This window comes from Parafrankia soli, assembly GCF_001854695.1.
GTDB classification, from domain to species: Bacteria; Actinomycetota; Actinomycetes; order Frankiales; family Frankiaceae; genus Parafrankia; species Parafrankia soli.
The window spans coordinates 100,531-118,161 of record NZ_MAXA01000224.1; the positions used below are offsets into that span (position 1 = coordinate 100,531).

Sequence of the window (17,631 nt, forward strand, 5' to 3'; positions counted from 1 at the left end):
GACACGCCCCGACCGGAAGGGACGGCTTGCCCCGGAACGGGGGTAGCTGCCCTAGGCTCCCGGAGTTGTGAGTCCCGTTCTCGCCACGAACCGGGCCGGGAACCTCGTCCGTGCTCTGATCACGATCGCCCTGCTGGCCCTGATCATGCGTACGGCCTACCTGCTCTGGGTCTTCCACACGCCGGCCTGGACGTCACGCCCCCACGACATCCACTACTGCGGTGGATGGTACGAGCGCCAGGAGACTGCGGATGTCTCCGGGGCCCAGGCACGCAAGCTCGCCGGCGGGCGGCTCAAGCAGGTCATGCGCTCCCCCGTGCTTCGGCCCATCGCGGCCTACCGGCCGGGGTCGGCGTGCCCGCGCTACGTCTTCGCCAAGGTCGGCGAGGACACCTACGTGACCTACGAGATCACCAACGACTGAGCCGGGCCCGCACCGCCGCCACCAGGCCCCGGACCTGGAGCGCGGGAAGCGCCCGGCCCGGCGTCACTGGTGGCTGAGCCTGCCCACCGGCCGTGCCGCGGTGTGCACGTGCACCCGGGCGTGGATGGACGTCCGCTGCGCCAGCGCCGCGCGCACGGCGCGGTGCAGGCCGTCCTCCAGGTAGAGCGCCCCACCCCACTCCACAACGTGGGGGAACAGGTCGCCGTAGAACGTCGAGTCCTCGTCCAGCAGGACGTCGAGCGCCAGCACCCGTTTCGTCGTGATGAGCTGGTCGAGCCGCACCTGCCGCGGCGGGATGGCGGCCCAGTCCCGCTGGCCAAGACCATGATCGGGGTACGGGCGACCGTCACCGACCAACTTGAAGATCACCGGCACCTCCTTCTCGAGGGGCGAGACACTGCCCGACCACGACAGCCTAGAATCCTCCGCCCGCGAACCGGATCGCGGTGCCCTTCCGGGACCGCGTTGCGCGGACATTGGGAATCGCGACCAGTGTTGATCTGAGACAGGGGACCACAACCGGACGAAAGGCTTGACCATCGGGCTCTCGACGACTTAAGTAAGCCTTACCTGATGACAGGAGGAGGCCCGGTGACGAGTCCAAGCTCGGACGTCGACATGCCCGTGCTGGCTGAGCAGGCGAGGACCATCCTCGCCGGCGGCCGCTGCGCGCTGCTCACGCTGCCCTGCGCCCACGTTCGGGGCTGGGTCGGACTCATCGACGACGGCGGCGAGCCCCTGCTGCTCGTGGGCGCCGACAGCCCGCCCGCGCGGTGCGCGGACTCCGGCCGCCGCGCACGCGTCGACGTGCCCGGCCACAACGGGGAGCGCCTGGTCCTCGCGGGGGTGCTGGCCTCGGCGGCGGAGACCGCCGACGAGCTCGTCCAACGCCTGGGCAACCTGGGGCGCAGCATCACAGTGACCTCCGGCGACATCTCCGATCTGCGTGTCCTCTCCGTGGCCGTGGACGAGGTGCTCATCTGCCTGCCCGGCCGCGCCGAAGCCCCGGCCGGCGCCGACCGGGCACCGGTCGCCGACCGGACAGTCGCCGACCGGACAGCCGCCGGCTCCGTGCCGGTCGCGACCGAGCTCGCGGCAGGCACCGAAGCCGCACACGCCGAGCTGGCCGCGGGCACGGAACTGGCTACCGGCACGGAAGCGGCGGGTGCCGACCTGGCGGCGGGCACGGAGGTCGTGGAGGCTCCGGCCCCGCGGCGGTCCCGGGTCACCCGCCGGGCGCGGGGCGCGCGGCGCGACGCGGCGGCACGCCCCGGCGGCCGCTGGTCGTCGCTCGGGCCGGCCCGCCGCGTCGAGCTCACCTCGTACGCCCTCGCCGAGCCCGACCTCGTGACGGCCTACGCCCCGGACCTGATCGAGCACCTCAACAAGGCCCACGCCGCCCAGATGCGCCAGCTCGCCGCGCGCGGCGTCACGGCGGCCGGAAGCATCTGCGCCGACGAGGTGATCGGCGCGTCGGTGACCTCGCTCGACCGGGCCGGCCTGGACATGTGGCGGATCGGCCCCGACGGCGCCGACGCCGTCCGGGTGCTGTTCCGGTCTCCGCTGGCCGAACCTCGCTCGCTCGGGCTCGAGCTGCGCCTGCTGCTGGAAGAGGCGGAGCACGGCACCGAATGAACCGCGCTGACGCACCGGAGCCGACCGCCGACGGGCCCCGCCGTACCGCCACCCGCGGCGTGGCGGACACCGTCGCGGGTCCGGCCCGGGCGGCCCGGGCGGCCCGCGCTACGGCGGTCTCCGCCACCGCGGCCCCCGTGCCGGCAACATCCGGCCCGGCCACGGCAGGCGCCGACAGGGCGCGCGTTCTGTCGCCTTTCGACCCACGGGTGACGGATTGGGCCCGGGCGGTGTCCGTACCTGTCCCCAGGCCCGGCGGGCGGGGATCATAATCGGCATCGGACTCCCCTGACCCTCCCGCCCGGAGGTCCGATGCCGCACCTGCCCCCGCCCGCCTTGGCGCCGACGACCGTCCCAGCGACGGCCAGCCCGGTGACGGCCAGCCCGCGGACGACACCCGTCCCGGCGAGGCCATCGGCCCCGGGGGCGCGTCCCGCGTCGACCGCCCGGCCGGCCTCGATCCGTGGCTCTGGCGGCTACCGCGCGCGGAGTACATCCGCGTTGGTCGGCGGCCTGCTGGTTGCCTGCCTGGTCCTCCCGGGCTGTTCGGGCTCCGGCGACGATGAGGCACCCTCACCGGCCCCGGCGAGCGGCACAGCGGGCACGGGCCAGGGCGGCGCGGCCTCCCCGGAAGCCCCGCCCGCGGGAACGCCGACCGCGAGCCGCACCACCCGCTTCCAGGGAGCGGACGGGGACGTCGAGGTCGGCTTCGTCGGGCTGCGGGTCGACGGCCAACTCGCCCGCCTCGATCTGCTCTTCACGCCGCGCTACGCCAAGGACCCGGGCACCGGCATCACGCTCTACGACATGGCCGGCCGGCGCGACGCCGCTGTCACCCTGGTCGACTCCGTGAACCTGCGCCGCTACACAGTCGTGCGGGACTCCGCCGGAGTGGCGCTGGGCGCCGCCTCGGGAACCACCCGGACCCGCAACAACGTGCCCGTGACCGGCTCGTTCACCTTCGCCGCACCGCCCGCCGACGTGACCACCGTGGACGTCTACCTCAACGACCGGGTGATCGTCGACGACGCCGCGATCACGCGTTGAGCGCGCTCCCGCGGCCCCCCGCCGCGACAGCGGCAGTGACGGCGCCGGTGAGCGCGATCGCGGGCCGGGCCGCCCGGCTGGCTCTGGTCACCGCGGCGCTCTGGGCGCTCGCCGGGGCGGAGAGCCCGGGGGCCCTCGGCGCCACGAGCGCACCACCGCCCCCGGCCGATGTGCCCGCCGAGGAGATCACCCGTTCGGTGCGCCCGCTCGACGCCGCCGGCTCGGTCCTCACCATCGACCCGGCGGACTCCGTGCTCCCGCTGGTCACCGAGGAACGGTCCGGCGACCGGGTCACCGTCACGATCAGCGCGGACGTCCTGTTCGCCTTCGACTCCGACGATCTGACCGAGGCCGCGCGCACGGAGATCGCCACGCTCGCGGGCCGGGTCGGCCCTGCCACCAGGACGGTCACGGTTCTCGGCCACACCGACAGCCTCGGCACCCCGGCCTACAACGTGATCCTCTCGCAGCGCCGGGCCAACGCGGTCGCGGATCTGCTCCGCCCAGCCGTACCGAGCGGCACGCGCGTCTCGGCTACGGGCCGCGGCGGAGCCGACCCTGTCGCGCCGAACACCCGGCCCGACGGGTCCGACGACGCCGCCGGGCGCGCGCTGAACAGGCGGGTCCAGATCAGCTTCCTGGCCAGCTGACCTCCGCGGGCGCCATCCGTTTGGACCACGCCGGTTCGATTTGACATCCGCATCGACAACCGTTTTCATTTTCCTCATGTCGCCCCTGCCCCTCCGGCCCGCCGCCGGACACCCGTCGGACCAGGCCTCGCGCCCCCGGTCGCTGCCGGTGGCGCGTCCCGCCGCCGCTCTGCTCACCGCGGCTGCGCTCGCCGCCGCGCTGGCGGCCTGCGGCGGCTCGGGTGGGGGCTCCGGCGGCGCGGGCGGCTCGGCGCCACGGGTGGTCGCGACGACCACCTACGCGGCGGATTTCGCCCGCGCCATCGGCGGTGACGGCATCGAGGTCAGGCAGATCCTGCGGCCGGGCGTCGATCCGCATGACTACGAGCCTTCGCCGGCCGATCTCGAGGCGATCGGCTCCGCGGACGTCCTGATCGAGAACGGTGTCGACCTGGAGAGCTGGCTCGACGACGCGATCTCGGCCAGCGGCTTCGACGGCGTCGAGGTCGTGATGGCCGACGGGGTCACCGTCCGGAGTGAGCCCGGAGGGGGCACGGACCACGCCGACGAGGGTGCGCATGAGGACGAGCACGCCGGGGGCGACCCGCACATCTGGCACGACCCGCGCAACGCGAAGATCATGGTCACGAACGTCGAGAAGGGGCTCGCGGCGGCCGATCCGGAGAGCTCCGCCACGTACCGCGCCAACCTCGCCGGCTACACGACCAGGCTGGACGAGCTCGACCGGGAGAACCAGCAGAAGATCGACACCATCCCGGCAGACCGGCGCAAGCTGGTCACCAACCACGACTCGTTCGGCTACTACGTGGACCGGTACGGCCTGGAGTTCGTCGGGTCGATCATCCCGAGCTTCGACACGTCCGCCGAGCTCTCCGGCCGGGCGATCGACGACATCGTCAGYCGGATCAGGGCGTCCCGCGTCGTGGCGGTGTYCTCCGAGTCATCCCTGCCGCCGCGGACGGCGCAGACCATCGGCCGCGAGGCGGGCGTCCGCGTCGTCGCCGGCGAGGGTGCCCTCTACGCCGACACGCTGGGCCCGGCGGGGTCTGATGGTGCCACCTACCTCGAAGCCGAACGGCACAACACGGATACCATCGTCAACGCCCTCCGGTGAGACAGGACCCACAGCCAGGATCTACAGGATGGACCGGTGGTCGATCATGACCGGTAACGCTCAGGCACCGTGCCTGACCGCGCCGGACGGGCCGGACGGAGCCCCGTCGCCCGTGGCGATACCGACGACCGCGGCGCCGGTGGCGGCAGTGGCGACAGCACTGGCGGCCGACGCGATCGCGCTCCCCGACCAGGTCGGCGCCGTGATCCCGGATACGGCGATTCCGGGTGCAGCGATCCCGGGTACGGCCGCGGGCGAGAGCGGCGGCCAGGCCGGGGCCGCTCCCGCCGCACTGTCGCTGGAGCACGCGAGCATCGCCTACGGCAGGGTGCCGGTGCTGCACGGCGTGCACGGCGTCCTCCACCCGGGCCGGACGCTGGCCCTCATCGGGCCCAACGGCGCGGGCAAGTCAACGCTGATCAAGGCCGTGCTCGGCCTGGTGCCCGTGGTCGACGGGCTGATCACGGTGCTCGGACGTCCCCCGGGCGCCGCCCGCCGGGAGGTCGCCTACGTGCCGCAGGCGGACACGCTCGACCCGGACTTCCCGATCTCGGTCGGTCAGGTCGTGCTGATGGGCCGCTACCGCGGGATCGGCTGGATCCGCCGGCCGGGCCGCGCCGACCGGGCGGCGGCGCAGGCCGCGCTGGAGGCCGTCGGGCTGGCCCACCGGGCCCGGGATCGCTTCGGCACGCTCTCCGGAGGGCAGCGCCAGCGGGTACTGCTGGCCCGCGCCATCGCCGCCCAGCCCCGCCTGCTGCTGCTCGACGAGCCGTTCAACGGCGTGGACGTCGTCTCGCAGGACGCCCTGCTCGCCGCGCTCAGTACGCTGACCGCCGCCGGCACGGCCGTCGTCGTCTCCACCCACGACCTGGCCCTGGCGCAGCTCATCAGCGACGAGGTGTGCCTGCTGAGCGGCCGTCAGATCACGTTCGGACCGCCCGCCGAGGCGCTCACCGCGGAGCCCCTGCGGGCCGCCTACGGCGGCGCCGCGTTGGAGATCGACGGCCGGGGCGTCGTCGTGACCCGCGTGTGACCGGGCCGTGAGCACGCCCGGCGATCTCCTGATCGCGCCGTTCGAGCGGCCGTTCATGTACCGGGCGCTGCTCGAGGTGCTGCTGCTCGGGACGCTGAGCGCCGTGGTCGGGGTCCTCGTCCTGCTGCGCCGGCTCGCCTTCCTCACCGACGCGCTCACCCACGCCGTCTTCCCGGGTGTCGTGATCGGTTTTCTGATCGCCGGCGACTCCGGCATCGTGCCGGGTGCGCTGCTCGTCGCCGTCGCGGCCGCCGCCGGGTTCACCGCGCTGGTCTCCACCCGGCGGGTCACCGAGGACGCGGCCATGGCGATGCTGCTCACCGGCTGTTTCGCCGTCGGTGTCGTGCTGGTCTCGCGCCGGGAGTCCTACACGTCGGATCTCACCGCGTTCCTCTTCGGACGTCTGCTGACCGTCGACTCCACCGACATCACCGTGACCGCGGTGACCGCCGCCGTGGCTCTCGCGGTGCTCGCGCTGATCCACAAGGAGCTGCTGCTGCGGGCGTTCGACCCGGAGGGGGCGCGCGCGGCCGGGTACCCGGTGTGGCTGCTGGACCTCGTCCTCAACCTGGTGATCGCGCTCGTCGTCGTCGCCGCCGTCCGCGCCGTCGGGACGGTGCTGGTCATTGCCCTGATCGTGATCCCGGCGGCGGCGGCCCGGCTGCTCAGCGACCGGCTGGTGGTCATCGTGCTGGCCTCGATCGGGCTCGGGGTCCTCGGCGGCTGGCTCGGCCTGGTCGCCAGCTACGAAGCGTCCGTGCGCCACGAGATCCGGCTCGCCGCCGGCGCGACGGTCGTCCTGGCGCTGGTCGTGATCTACGCGCTGGCTCTCCTCGTCGCCATGCTGCCGCGCCGGTCACGGGGCGCGCGTTCCCGCGAGCGCCGGCAGCGGCGGCCCGCCTCGTCACGCGGGGCGACCTGATGGCGCTGCTCGACTCGCTGGGCGACGGCTACACCCGGCGGGCCCTCCTCGAGGTGCTGATCGTCGGGACGCTGTGCGGCGCCGTCGGCGTGCACGTCGTGCTGCGCCGGCTCAGCTTCCTCACCATGGCGATGACCCACGCGACCTTCCCGGGCGTCGTGATCGCCTCCCTGATCGGGATGAACCTCGTCCTGGGCGCCGGGCTGTTCGGCGTGCTGCTGGTGAGCGCGGTCGCCCTGCTCACCGGCACCCCGGGGCACTCGGCCGGCACCGGTCCGGGTGGCGCTGGCCCGGGTGGCGCGGGGCGGGCGGGCACCGGCGGGCGGGACGTGAGCACCGTGACCGGCGTCGTCCTCTCCGGCGGGTTCGCGCTCGGCGTCGCGCTGATGTCCGCCCGCGACGGGTCGAACCGTGATCTGAGCGCCTTCCTGGTGGGCTCCGTGCTGACTGTCCAGGAGAGCGATCTGGTCGTCAGCGGTGTGACGGCCGTCGTGGTGCTCGCCGCGCTCGTGGCGCTGCGCAAGGAGCTGCTGCTCGGGGCGTTCGACCCCACCGCGCTCACCGCGGCCGGGTACCCGTCCAGATGGCTCGGGCTCGTCCTGCTGCTGCTCGTGGAGGCCGCGGTCGTCACCTCGCTGCCCGCGGTGGGCACGATCATGGCCGTCGCGCTGGTCGTCGGGCCGGCCGCCACCGCCCGGCTGTGGTGCTCGCGCACGTCGACGATGACCGCGGTCTCGATCGCGGTGGCCGTGGTCTGCGGTGTGGTCGGGCTCGCCGTCAGCGAGCAGTGGGACGTCGCCGCCGGCGGGGCGATCGTGCTGACCCTCGCCACGGCCCTCGTGCTCTCCCTCGCCCTGGCGCCCCGGGGCGGGCTGTCCGGAGCGCCGGCGGCGCGGATCGCCGCGGCCACCCACCGCGGGTGAGCCCACGCCCACGGCACACGGGGGCGGGAAATCCGGTCGACACGGCATCTACCCTGGGCACTATGGAGTTCGCCCAGTCCGACAAGCTCGCCGACGTCTGCTACGACGTCCGAGGTCCCATCCTCGACGAGGCGACCCGGCTGGAGGCCGCAGGCCAGCGCATCCTGAAGCTGAACATCGGCAACCCCGCCCCGTTCGGCTTCTCCGCGCCGCCTTCGGTGCTCGCCGCCGTGGTCGAGAACCTCGCGGCAGCACAGGGCTACAGCGACTCCAAGGGCCTGCTCCCCGCCCGTGAGGCCGTCGTACGCTACGCGGCCGGCAAGGGAATGACCAGCGTCACGCCCGACGACGTCTACCTCGGCAACGGCGTCTCCGAGCTGATCATGATGTCGCTGCAGGCGCTGCTGAACAACGGCGACGAGGTACTCCTCCCCGCCCCCGACTACCCGCTGTGGACGGCGGTGGTCAGCCTCACCGGCGGGCGGCCCGTGCACTACCTGTGCGACGAGTCCGCGGGCTGGAATCCCGACCTCGACGACATCATCCGCAAGATCACCCCACGTACCCGCGCCATCGTGATCATCAACCCGAACAACCCGACCGGGGCCGTCTACGACCGGCCGGTGCTCGAGGAGCTCATCGAGGTCGCCCGCCGGCACAACCTGATGCTGTTCTCCGACGAGATCTACGACCGCATCCTCTACGACGGCGCGGAGCACCACTCGCCCGCGGCGCTCGCCCCCGACCTGTTCTGCGTGACGTTCAACGGGCTGTCGAAGGCCTACCGGTTGGCGGGCTTCCGCTCCGGGTGGATGACCCTCTCCGGGCCCCGCCAGCACGCGTCGAGCTACATCGAGGGCCTGAACATCCTGGCGAACATGCGCCTGTGCGCGAACGTGCCCGGCCAGTTCGCGCTCCAGGCCGCGCTCGCCGAGGGCAGCGGTGCCGGCGATCTCGTCCTGCCCGGCGGCCGGCTGCTCGAGCAGCGCGACACGGTGGTGAAGCTGCTCAACGACATCCCCGGGGTGTCGTGTGTGCCCCCGCGCGGCGCGCTGTACGCGTTCCCCCGCATCGATCCCGAGGTCTACCCGATCGACGACGACGAGAGCTTCGTGCTCGACCTGCTGCGGGCCGAGCGGATCCTGCTGGTGCAGGGCACCGGGTTCAACTGGCCGCGGCCCGACCATGTCCGGCTGGTGACCCTGCCGTGCGTCGACGACCTGACCGACGCAGTCGGTCGGATCGACCGGTTCCTGACCGCCTACGCTCGGACCTGAGCGCCTCGTCCGGATTTGCCGGGCGGCGCCGCACAGGTTCTGTCCACAAGGGACGGGCGCCCTGTGGACAGAACCTGTGGACAACCGGGTGGAGGACACGCGTGTGCTGGCCGAGCCGGCCGGTGGAACCGACCAGCCAGCCGGCCGAACCGCCCACGAGCTGGACATCCCGCCGCTCCGGGGCGACGGCGTGACCCGCGGCGACGGAGCGGTTCAGGCCGACTCGGCGGTCCAGGCCAGCGGGGCGGTTCAGGCCGTCGCGGTGATCAGCGGCGGCGTGGCGGGGCCTGCGCCGGACACACGTGAAACAACCGGGTCGCGAGGCGCGGTGGACATGCTGGCGGTGGTCGTAGTCAGCCTGCTGGCGGTCGCGGTCCAGGCGGTGCTGTGGGAACGCTTCCGCCAGCCGCTCTGGTACGACGAGCTGTGGCGCCCGCACTTCGTCGCCGAGCCGCCGGGGACCTTCTGGTCGGAGCTCTCGGTGGCGAACACGCCGTCCGCGATCGGCTCGATGGGTCTGCTCCGGGTGTGCGGCGACGTGTTCGGGTGGCATGCCTGGGCCCTGCGGCTACCCTCCGCCGTTCCCCTCGTCGCGCTCGCCGCGGGCACCTGGCTACTGGCCCGCCGGCTGACCGGACGCACAGCGGCGTTCACGGCGGCGCTGACGGTCACGCTCGGCGGCACCGTCGTGGACCTCGCGTCCCAGGTCAAGCCGTACACCCTCGACGCGACCTGCGCACTGGCCGTGGTCATGCTCTGGATGCGCGCCGCTTCCACCACCCGCGCCCTGCTGTGGAGCCGGTTCGCCGTCGGCGTCCTCGCGCTGTTCTCCCTGCCCGCGGTCTTCCTCATCGTCCCGCTGACCGTCGTGGACGTCGCCCGGCCGCTGCGCGGCGCCTATGGCTGGGCTGGCCGCCGCACGGCCGCCCGCCCAGCTGCTCGCAGGGCCTTCCGTCCGACCGTTCGCGCGGCCGTTCGCGCCGCGCTGTGCGACGCCCCCGCCGCCGTGATCGCGGGGCTGCACGCGGCGCTGTTCGTGTTGCACCAGTCCGGCCAGCGGGCGAGCACGTTCTGGGACGACCACTTCCTGGCCGGGCGCGGACTGCCCGACGGGATCCGTTTCATCGCCGACCAGCTCGCGGCGACCGCGGCCGGCGCGCCCCCGGGCATCGACCGCTATGACCCGAACCTGGTTCACCCGCTGACCGACTCGTCCGACCCGGCAGTGATCGTGCTTGACTGTGCCGTCGCGATCACGTTCCTGGCCGGAGTGGTCACGCTCGCCCGACGCCCGGATGGCCGGGTGCTGCTGGTCGCGACCGGCGGCGCCGAGCTGATGGTGCTGGCGGCGAGCGCCGGGCGGTACTGGCCGTTCGGCGCCGTGCGGACGAACGTCTTCCTCGTCCCGCTGCTCACCGTGGTCGCGGCCGCCGGAGCCGCCGCGCTGGCCCGCACCGCCCGCGTCGCGTGGGCGGGAGCCGGGGTCGCCGGCCGCCCCGGGGACGGTCCTTCCAGTGGCGATCCCGCCGGCGGTCGCGCGGCCGGCTGGCGGCGCACGGCGGCGGGCCTGCTGGCAGCGGTGACGGCGGTGACCGTCCTCGCCGCGGCCGCGGTGCCCGCCGCCGCGGTCAGCGCCCTGCACCCACTGTGGGAGGAACGCGGCGACCGCCGTCCGATCGACCTGATGGTGGACGCGACCGTCACCGCCCGCCGGCTCCACCGGCCCGGCGACCTGGTCGTCGTAGGCGGCCGGCTCGCCCGCGCGGGTTGGCTGTACGGGATGGAGGTAAGCCAGGACGGCGCCTCCGACGACCGGACACCCGGCCAGGACGCAGCCGGCCAAAGTACGGCCGGCCAGGACGCACCCGCCGCGAACACAGCCGGGCAGGGCCCGACCCGTCAGGATGCGCCCGGTCAGGAACGTCCCGGCGGGCCGGGCGCGGATGTGGTGACCGGGCCGGTGGGACCACGGGTGCCGCGCTCCTCGACCGTGTTCCTGACCGCGATCGGAGATGGCGGCGTCGGGCGGGCACTCACCCGGCGCGCCCCGGGCCCGGAGGGGCGGGTGCTGCTGTTCGTCCTCGCCTACGACCGCCGGGGCACGGGCCACGCGCTCGACGAGGCACGGGCCGTGGGCTGGTGCCCCGCCTGGACACACGACTTCGAGCTCACCGGCACGCTGCGCGTCCTCACCCCGTGCGGGCACCGAGCCGACAACGCAGGCTGAGCACACCCACCGAGCCCCGACCCGCCCGGCCGGGCGGGCGGGCGGGCGGGTCCGCACGGCGGAGGTCTCACCCGGACGCGCTCGTGTCCTCCGGGTCGCCGCTGCCGTCCGTCCCACCCGTGGCGTCTGTGTCGCCGGTACCGCCCGTGCCATCGGTGGCTGCCGACCCACCCGTGCCTCCCGAGCCGTCGGTGGCGGCCGGTGGGGTCGGCCCGGCATGGGCCATGGGAAGGCCGACGCGGGTGGCCAGCGCGTCCCAGTCGCGGTCGCCGTCGGCCAGCGCCGCCCGGACCTGTGCCTGTAGCTGCGCGGCGGGGATCTGCGTGCCGTCGAAGAGCTGGGCGCAGGTGCGCGCGGCAGCCTCGTAGTGCCCGGCGCCGCTGGTGAAGAGCCGCTGCGCCTCCTGGTCCGGCCCGGGTGTGAGCCCGCCCGCCTGCTGTCCCTCCGCCGCCAGTTGGATGCACAGTGGGCGCAGTGAGGCGCCRTCCTGGGCGTCGAGGAAGGCGCGCGCGGACGCGACGCTGGTGGCGATACTGCCGCGCATCCCCTGGGTGGACGTGTACCAGGAGACCAGCGGGCCCTGATCGACTTCTACTCCCACCGGCGTCGTCGCCGTGGAGCCCTCGTCGAAGCCCGATCCGGCGGTCAGGACGCACCCGACGACCAGCACGACCGCGCCGAGCACCGCGGCACCTGTCGCCGCCGGGGTCAGGGGCGGCTCGGCGATCCGCCACGACTCCCCCCGCAGCCAGGCCGGACGTCCTGCCACCCACCACCCCCGGATTGCCCGCCACCGTATTACCGCGAGCAAAGGGTACGGGACGGACATTCCGCCGCCTCAAATGACCTCAGTGCTGGTCACCGGGCCGACCTGAGGGCAACCGACAGCAGCGAGGGCACAACGCGACAAGACGGCCGGGCCGGCCGGGTGAGTTCCCGGGGCGGGCGCCCGCGAGGGGCCCCGGGGCGAGCGCCCGGCGAGGGGCCCCGGGGCGGGGCGAACGCCCGCGCCTGGCTTGGGAATGTGGCCTAGCAGTCGACGAATTCGGGCTGCTGGTTGAGTACCTGTGCCCGCGGTGAGACGAACGCCTGGTACTGCGCGCGCCCGACGGCCTCGGGTGCGAAGGCCGCGACCCGGTGGCAGTTCTGGAACGCCAGCGCGACACCGAAGTGCCGTTCGAGCGCCGACCGGATGGACGTGCTGGCCATCGCACGCAGCAGCTGCCCGCGCGCGGCCTCGTCCGGCGGGGGCACCTGGTTGTCGGCGAAATCCCGGCCCGCGGGGCCGGCGTCGGGCAGGGCCGTGACCAGCTCCTCGACCAGCCGGTAGGCGTACGGGAGCGAGGTGCGCACGCACGCGACGAAGTCCTCGTCGGTCATCCGGCCTTCGCCCGCGGCCTCGACCAGCTCGGGCGTGACGGTCAGTGACATCTGGAACCTCCAGGGAAGTACACGGATTGGCGACAGTCGGCGCCTACTACGTCACACACCGTCGCACGAAATGAAAACCGATGTCAACACCGTTCCCATGGCGAGAACTGAGGAGATCGCGCGCCCTCCAGACAGGCCGGGTAGATGAGAGAGTGGATGTCGTGGCGAGTGTGGAAGGCGAGCGGGTGAGCTCCCCGCGCGGCATGTCAGCGGCCTCCGACCGGGCGGCAGGCGGCGCCGGCGCTGGCTCCGGTGACCGCCCGAACGGAGCGGTGTCCCGCCCGGGTCGCGGCCGCGGCACCTCCGTCCGGGCCACCCGGCAGGGCGACGCGGTCTCCTCCGCGCTCGCGGCGACGAACGCCTTCACCAGCGCGCAGGACCTGCACGCCCGGCTACGCCAGGAGGGCCAGTCCGTCGGTCTGACGACCGTCTACCGTCACCTGCAGGTGCTGGCCGACCGCGGCGAGGTGGACGTCCTGCGCCGGGATGACGGCGAGACCGTGTACCGGCGGTGCACCACGGACGGTCACCACCACCATCTCGTGTGCCGCCACTGCGGCCACACGGTGGAGATCGCCGGCCCCGAGATCGAGGCCTGGACGTCCTCCGTGGCCAGCGCGGAGGGCTTCACCGACGTCGTACACACCGTCGAGATCTACGGAACGTGCGCCCGGTGCGCCGCCTCACGCAACAGCGGCAACAGCCCCGGCCGCCCCCGCGACGACGGCTGAGCGAAACGCGCGAAAACGAACGAGCGAACGCGCGAAAACGACTGAACGAACGCCCGCGAAAGCGGTTGGAGAAATGTAAAACGGCCGGGACAGCCAAGCCGTCCCGGCCGCTGGCCGGTGCCGCCGTTCTATGTACGTCAGGTCCCGCCGCCCGGCGATGTGTGGCGACTGGATGAGTCCTGGCTGTCGCTCAACCGCCGCAGTTACTCGGCACCGTTCAGTGGCAGACGCTGCCCTCGTGGCCGAACCCGGGCCGGGAGAGGTCGATGTCGAGCGCGTTGCCCCGACCGCTGATCGGCTTCAGGTCAATGACGCATTCACGGCCGGTCGCGGTGTCCGTGACGGTGATGCGCTGCGCGCCGGCGTACAGCGCGCCGCTGCTCCAGTTCGCCGCCCCCGAGCTCGTGAAGACGGCGAAGGACGAGATCGGGTACCCGGTCGACGAACGGGCGTCACCGCCGAAGATGAGGAACTTCACCCGGTCACGGGCCGGTGTCTGCCCACCGTCGGTGAGCCGGCCGCCGACCTGCGCCGTACCCGGATCATTGAGCGTCGTCAGTTTGATGCGGCCGACGTGCGCGGAGTACGTCCAGCCGTTGGCGCGAWGGTCGAAGACGTCGATGTAGAAACGCGAGTGGACGAACTCGGCGTCCCGGTCGACCTGCGGGTAGAACTCGAACGAAAGCCCGGCCGTGCGGCGGCCCCAACCGGTGTTCAGTGTGCCGCCCTTGACCAGGTCAGGCTGGCTGTCGCCCATGAAGTACCCGTTGGGGAAGACAAGCCCCTTGCCCGTGGCGAAACGCGTGTACGTCGCGTAGCTGCCCCGTTCCTGGCAGGCGTTGACGAAGGTGTCGCCGGTACCGGTGGTCCGGTTGTAGTTCTGGCACGGCAGGTAGGGCTGCTGCGTCGAGCCGAGAACCAGGTCGACGCCGATGGCCCCGGAGATGGGCACCGGGCCGCCGTTCTGGTCCGTGAGGCCCTCGAACGGGACGGCCGCCCCGTTGCCCCGGGTGGAGTCGCCGGCGTACTGGGTGGTGTCGGCGGCCCACGCGGGCGACGGCCCCCCGACCACCACCAGCCCGCTCCCGGCGAGAAAGACGAAGGCGACGAGTATCTTGCGGCCGACGCCGGCGGCCAGTCCGCGGCGGCTCGACCTCTTGCGCAGGGTACGCGACACGACACTCCCGGATCGATAAAGGGCTGGACGGAGCACCAAGGACAGGCGTCGATTTCGCGACGCGTCTTCTCGACAGAAGACCGGCGTCACGCGTCACCAAAAGAAGGAAAGGACGGGAAGGCATTTCCGAGGCACCGCGATGTGGCGATGGGAGCACCACTCGTGCCGGCTTTTGTCACGGCTTCCTGCGAGCCAAGGTACAGCAGGTTGAAGCCCCCGGCGGCGAACGCCGGGGGACAATTACCTGAACGGGCGGACGGGCATCCGTCGGCCTGCCCGGGAGTGCCGTTTACCGGGGGGCGGTACCGGTGACCGGCCCGGGGGTGCCGTCTACCAGGGGGCCGTGCCGGAGAGGTCCGTGCAGTCGCGCAGACTGTTCCAGCCGGTCAGGGCCTGGCCGGCTGCGGCGCCCGTCAGCGGGCGCGGGACCCCGTCGACGATCCGGCCGGGTACCCAGTTGGCCGTGGTGACCGCCCGGCCCTGGAAGGTCAGTTCGAGCACGCCGGTCTCGGTGTTCGGGCCGCCGCCCGAAGCGTAGAAGACGAAGTTGCCCAGGCCGTAGCCGACGTACACGCCGTCGTGGTTCCACCCGGCGCCCTGCAGGACATGCGCGTGCCCGCCGACCAGCGCGTCCGCGCCCGCGGCGACCAGCGGCGCGACCAGGCCGGTCTGCGTGTCACTCGGGCAGGCCTCGCGCTCGACCCCCCAGTGCAGGTAGACGATCACGGTGTCCACGGTCGGCCGCACCTCGCGGATCGCCGCGGCCAGCCGCTCGACCTTCTTCGCCGAGGCGAGGCCGGGTTTGCCGGGCCCGGCGGTCCACGCGGAGACCAGCTCGTCGTCGAGAACCTGCGTCGCACCGAAGATCGCTATTCGCTGGCCGTTCACGGTGGTCACGTAGGGGGTGTAGGCCGCCGAGTCGTCCGCGCCGATACCGACGGTCGGAAAATCGGCCTCTCGGGCGCTGCGCAGCGAGTCCGCGAGGCCTTCGACCCCGTAGTCCATTCCGTGGTTGTTCGCCATGTTCACCACGTCGATACCGGCGGCGCGCATGGCGGTGAATGCGGCGGGCGGTGCACGGAATACGAACGCCTTGGTGGCCGGCGTGCCGCCGGTCGTGACAGCGGTCTCCAGATTGACAATGGCCAGGTCCGCCGCGGACAGGGTCTGTGCCATGGGCCCCACCGCGGTCTTGGGATCAGCCGCCAACCGCTGCCCGGGCGCGCCTTCGAAATGGACGTCCCCGCCAAAGGCGATGCGGACCGGGTTTCCGGTCGGCCGCCGGGGGCCGTTACCCACCGCCCCCTGCCCGGCGGGGGCCGACGATTCGGCGGGCGGAGACGCCTGGGGTGACTGGGATGCGCCCTGCTGGGATGCGGGCTGGYCGTCCCGGCCCTGCCCGGTGCCGCCGAGCGCGGTGAGATTCCCCGAAGGGTCGTCACCGCCGCCCATCAGGCCGAACGTGGCCAGGCCGACGCACACGGCGACCGCGAGAACAGTGCCTCCGGCGACCGCGGCGCCCCAGCTTTCCCGGAATCCGCCGGATCGGCGCGCGGGGCCCGACCGGCGGCCGTGCCGGCGTCTGGAGGTCGGCCCCTGCCGGTCGTCTCCGTCATCCCCGAGCATTCACCCGACCCCCGCCCGCGATAATCATCGAACGAAAGTAACCCTACCGGGAATCTCCGCGACGGCACATCGCCGCTGCGCCGCACGGAACCCACCGATACATACCGGACGCACTCCGGAACCGGGAACGGCGCGAAACACTCGCGCCGCCCCGGAGCGATCGGAAATTCGGCACCGACCGTAATATCGCCGTCCGCGCCGCCCCGGGGCAACGAGTCGTATTTGCGACACGGAGCGCGCAGGACCGGGACGGCAGTGGATCCGGCCGGGGGCCGTCCGAGGATTGCGACCCACCGAAAAATGTCGCTTACCAGACTAAATACTCAATCAGGTTGAAAAGTGTCGTATCCACGACGGCTGGCCCGAGCACGGCGGGCGACGGCCGCCTCCGAGCGTGCGGGAACCTCGGAACGACCCCGGGCAACGGCCTCAGAGCGACAGCAGCGCCGGGGCCAGCTCGCGCCACTGCCGGCGCGGCAGCCCCCTGCGATCGAAGTCCAGGACCTGCACGGCCACCTGGTCCGCGCCCGCGTCCAGGTGCTCCTTGACCCGGCCGAGCAGGACGTCGGCGTCCCCCCACGGAACAATCGTGTCGACCAGCAGGTCGGACCCGGTGCCGGCGAGATCGTCATCGGTGAAGCCGTACCGGCGCAGGTTGTTCGTGTAGTTCGGCAGCCGCAGGTAGGACCCCGTGTGCCGGCGGGCCAGCTCCCGCGCCTCGCTCGCGTCCCGGTGCAGGACGAACGCCTGCTCGGGTATCAGCAGCTTCCCCGGCCCGAGCGCCGCGCGGGCGTCGGCGGTGTGCTCCGGCGGCACGAAGTAGGTGTGCGCGCCGTCCGCGCGCTCGCCTGCCAGGCTGAGCATCTTCGGCCCCAGCGCGGCCAGCACCCGCGGCTGGACTCCCTCCGGCGGGACCGCCCGGTACTGCTCGGCGGCCATCCGGTCCATCTCGTCCAGGTAGGCCCGCATCTGGCCCAGGGGCTTCGCGTAGGTCGCGCCGCGGATGCGCATCAGCTCCGCGTGCGAGACGCCGAGCCCGAGCAGGAATCTCCCCGGGTACGCCTCCGCGAGCGCGAGCTGGCCGGCGGCCATGGTCAGGGGATTGCGCGCGAGGATCTGCGCGATCCCGGTCGCGATCGTCATCCGGGACGTCGCCGCGAGCATCAGGCCGGCGGTGACCAGCACCTCGCGGCCCTTGACCTCGCCTGTCCACAGGGTGGAGTAGCCGAGCTCGTCGAGCTCGGACACCGCCTCGCGCACCGTGGCAGCGTTGGAGAAGTCGAACTGCCCGCTCCAGATGCCGACCTTGCCGAGAATCGCCCCGGCCGGCGGGCGTTCGCCGGGCGGCTCCGAACCCCGCGGGCTCCCGGCGGTCATGGGCGTGCCGGGATGG

At 73.0% G+C, this 17,631-nt stretch carries 17 protein-coding genes; 11 read left to right on the forward strand and 6 right to left on the reverse strand.

Translation table 11 applies throughout. The features are described 5' to 3' along the window. Nucleotides 1-67: 67 nt before the first annotated feature. Nucleotides 68-424 (forward strand): hypothetical protein, encoded by a 357-nt coding sequence (locus tag BBK14_RS20960; protein WP_020464623.1) that lies wholly within the window; start codon nt 68-70, stop codon nt 422-424. Nucleotides 425-487: 63 nt separating this feature from the next. On the opposite strand, the gene BBK14_RS20965 is transcribed toward BBK14_RS20960, so the two are convergent. Beyond that, nucleotides 488-814, reverse strand: a complete 327-nt coding sequence (locus tag BBK14_RS20965) for a type II toxin-antitoxin system VapB family antitoxin (RefSeq protein ID WP_071064952.1) — start codon at nt 812-814, stop codon at nt 488-490. Between the two features lie 222 nt (nt 815-1,036). Here BBK14_RS20965 and BBK14_RS20970 point away from each other — a divergent pair, with 222 nt between their 5' ends. The 9 genes from BBK14_RS20970 to BBK14_RS21010 all read left to right on the forward strand — a co-directional run bounded on the left by BBK14_RS20970 (nt 1,037) and on the right by BBK14_RS21010 (nt 11,273). Then, nucleotides 1,037-2,080: a DUF2470 domain-containing protein gene (locus BBK14_RS20970; protein WP_071064953.1), complete on the forward strand. Its 1,044-nt coding sequence runs from the start codon at nt 1,037-1,039 to the stop codon at nt 2,078-2,080. A 501-nt stretch (nt 2,081-2,581) separates the two neighbouring features. Further along, nucleotides 2,582-3,127 carry a hypothetical protein gene (locus tag BBK14_RS20975; RefSeq protein ID WP_071064954.1) on the forward strand — a complete coding sequence of 182 codons (546 nt, stop codon included), beginning with the start codon at nt 2,582-2,584 and terminating at the stop codon, nt 3,125-3,127. A 47-nt stretch (nt 3,128-3,174) separates the two neighbouring features. Beyond that, nucleotides 3,175-3,777: an OmpA family protein gene (locus BBK14_RS20980; RefSeq protein ID WP_071065051.1), complete on the forward strand. Its 603-nt coding sequence runs from the start codon at nt 3,175-3,177 to the stop codon at nt 3,775-3,777. A gap of 76 nt (nt 3,778-3,853) precedes the next feature. After that, the gene (locus tag BBK14_RS20985) at nt 3,854-4,891 is read left to right on the forward strand and encodes a metal ABC transporter substrate-binding protein (RefSeq protein WP_083391129.1); all 1,038 of its coding nucleotides are present in this window, start codon (nt 3,854-3,856) and stop codon (nt 4,889-4,891) included. A 28-nt stretch (nt 4,892-4,919) separates the two neighbouring features. Further along, nucleotides 4,920-5,924, forward strand: a complete 1,005-nt coding sequence (locus BBK14_RS20990; protein ID WP_071064955.1) for a metal ABC transporter ATP-binding protein — start codon at nt 4,920-4,922, stop codon at nt 5,922-5,924. A 7-nt stretch (nt 5,925-5,931) separates the two neighbouring features. Further along, nucleotides 5,932-6,846, forward strand: coding sequence for a metal ABC transporter permease (locus tag BBK14_RS20995; protein ID WP_071064956.1), 915 nt, complete (start codon nt 5,932-5,934; stop codon nt 6,844-6,846). Then, on the forward strand, nt 6,846-7,769 hold the full coding sequence (locus tag BBK14_RS21000; protein ID WP_071064957.1) for a metal ABC transporter permease: 924 nt from the start codon (nt 6,846-6,848) through the stop codon (nt 7,767-7,769). Before BBK14_RS20995 ends, BBK14_RS21000 begins: the two co-directional genes overlap by 1 nt. Nucleotides 7,770-7,831: 62 nt before the next feature. Continuing rightward, nucleotides 7,832-9,046, forward strand: a complete 1,215-nt coding sequence (locus BBK14_RS21005; RefSeq protein WP_071064958.1) for a pyridoxal phosphate-dependent aminotransferase — start codon at nt 7,832-7,834, stop codon at nt 9,044-9,046. Nucleotides 9,047-9,134: 88 nt separating this feature from the next. Then, the gene (locus tag BBK14_RS21010) at nt 9,135-11,273 is read left to right on the forward strand and encodes an ArnT family glycosyltransferase (RefSeq protein ID WP_420849178.1); all 2,139 of its coding nucleotides are present in this window, start codon (nt 9,135-9,137) and stop codon (nt 11,271-11,273) included. Between the two features lie 67 nt (nt 11,274-11,340). Here the strand turns inward: BBK14_RS21010 and BBK14_RS21015 are convergent, their stop codons facing one another. Together BBK14_RS21015 and BBK14_RS21020 are read right to left on the reverse strand one after the other, a co-directional pair. Beyond that, nucleotides 11,341-12,042 carry a hypothetical protein gene (locus BBK14_RS21015; protein WP_071064959.1) on the reverse strand — a complete coding sequence of 234 codons (702 nt, stop codon included), beginning with the start codon at nt 12,040-12,042 and terminating at the stop codon, nt 11,341-11,343. Between the two features lie 260 nt (nt 12,043-12,302). After that, nucleotides 12,303-12,704, reverse strand: coding sequence for an SCO5389 family protein (locus tag BBK14_RS21020; RefSeq protein ID WP_020464637.1), 402 nt, complete (start codon nt 12,702-12,704; stop codon nt 12,303-12,305). Between the two features lie 161 nt (nt 12,705-12,865). Here BBK14_RS21020 and BBK14_RS21025 point away from each other — a divergent pair, with 161 nt between their 5' ends. Continuing rightward, on the forward strand, nt 12,866-13,435 hold the full coding sequence (locus BBK14_RS21025; RefSeq protein WP_476739400.1) for a Fur family transcriptional regulator: 570 nt from the start codon (nt 12,866-12,868) through the stop codon (nt 13,433-13,435). A gap of 217 nt (nt 13,436-13,652) precedes the next feature. Here the strand turns inward: BBK14_RS21025 and BBK14_RS21030 are convergent, their stop codons facing one another. From BBK14_RS21030 to BBK14_RS21040, 3 genes are all read right to left on the reverse strand, one after another. Further along, nucleotides 13,653-14,612: a hypothetical protein gene (locus BBK14_RS21030; protein ID WP_071064961.1), complete on the reverse strand. Its 960-nt coding sequence runs from the start codon at nt 14,610-14,612 to the stop codon at nt 13,653-13,655. Between the two features lie 330 nt (nt 14,613-14,942). Further along, nucleotides 14,943-16,238 (reverse strand): CapA family protein, encoded by a 1,296-nt coding sequence (locus BBK14_RS21035; RefSeq protein WP_071064962.1) that lies wholly within the window; start codon nt 16,236-16,238, stop codon nt 14,943-14,945. Nucleotides 16,239-16,667: 429 nt separating this feature from the next. Further along, the gene (locus tag BBK14_RS21040; protein WP_071065054.1) at nt 16,668-17,615 is read right to left on the reverse strand and encodes an LLM class F420-dependent oxidoreductase; all 948 of its coding nucleotides are present in this window, start codon (nt 17,613-17,615) and stop codon (nt 16,668-16,670) included. Between the last annotated feature and the right edge of the window lie 16 nt (nt 17,616-17,631).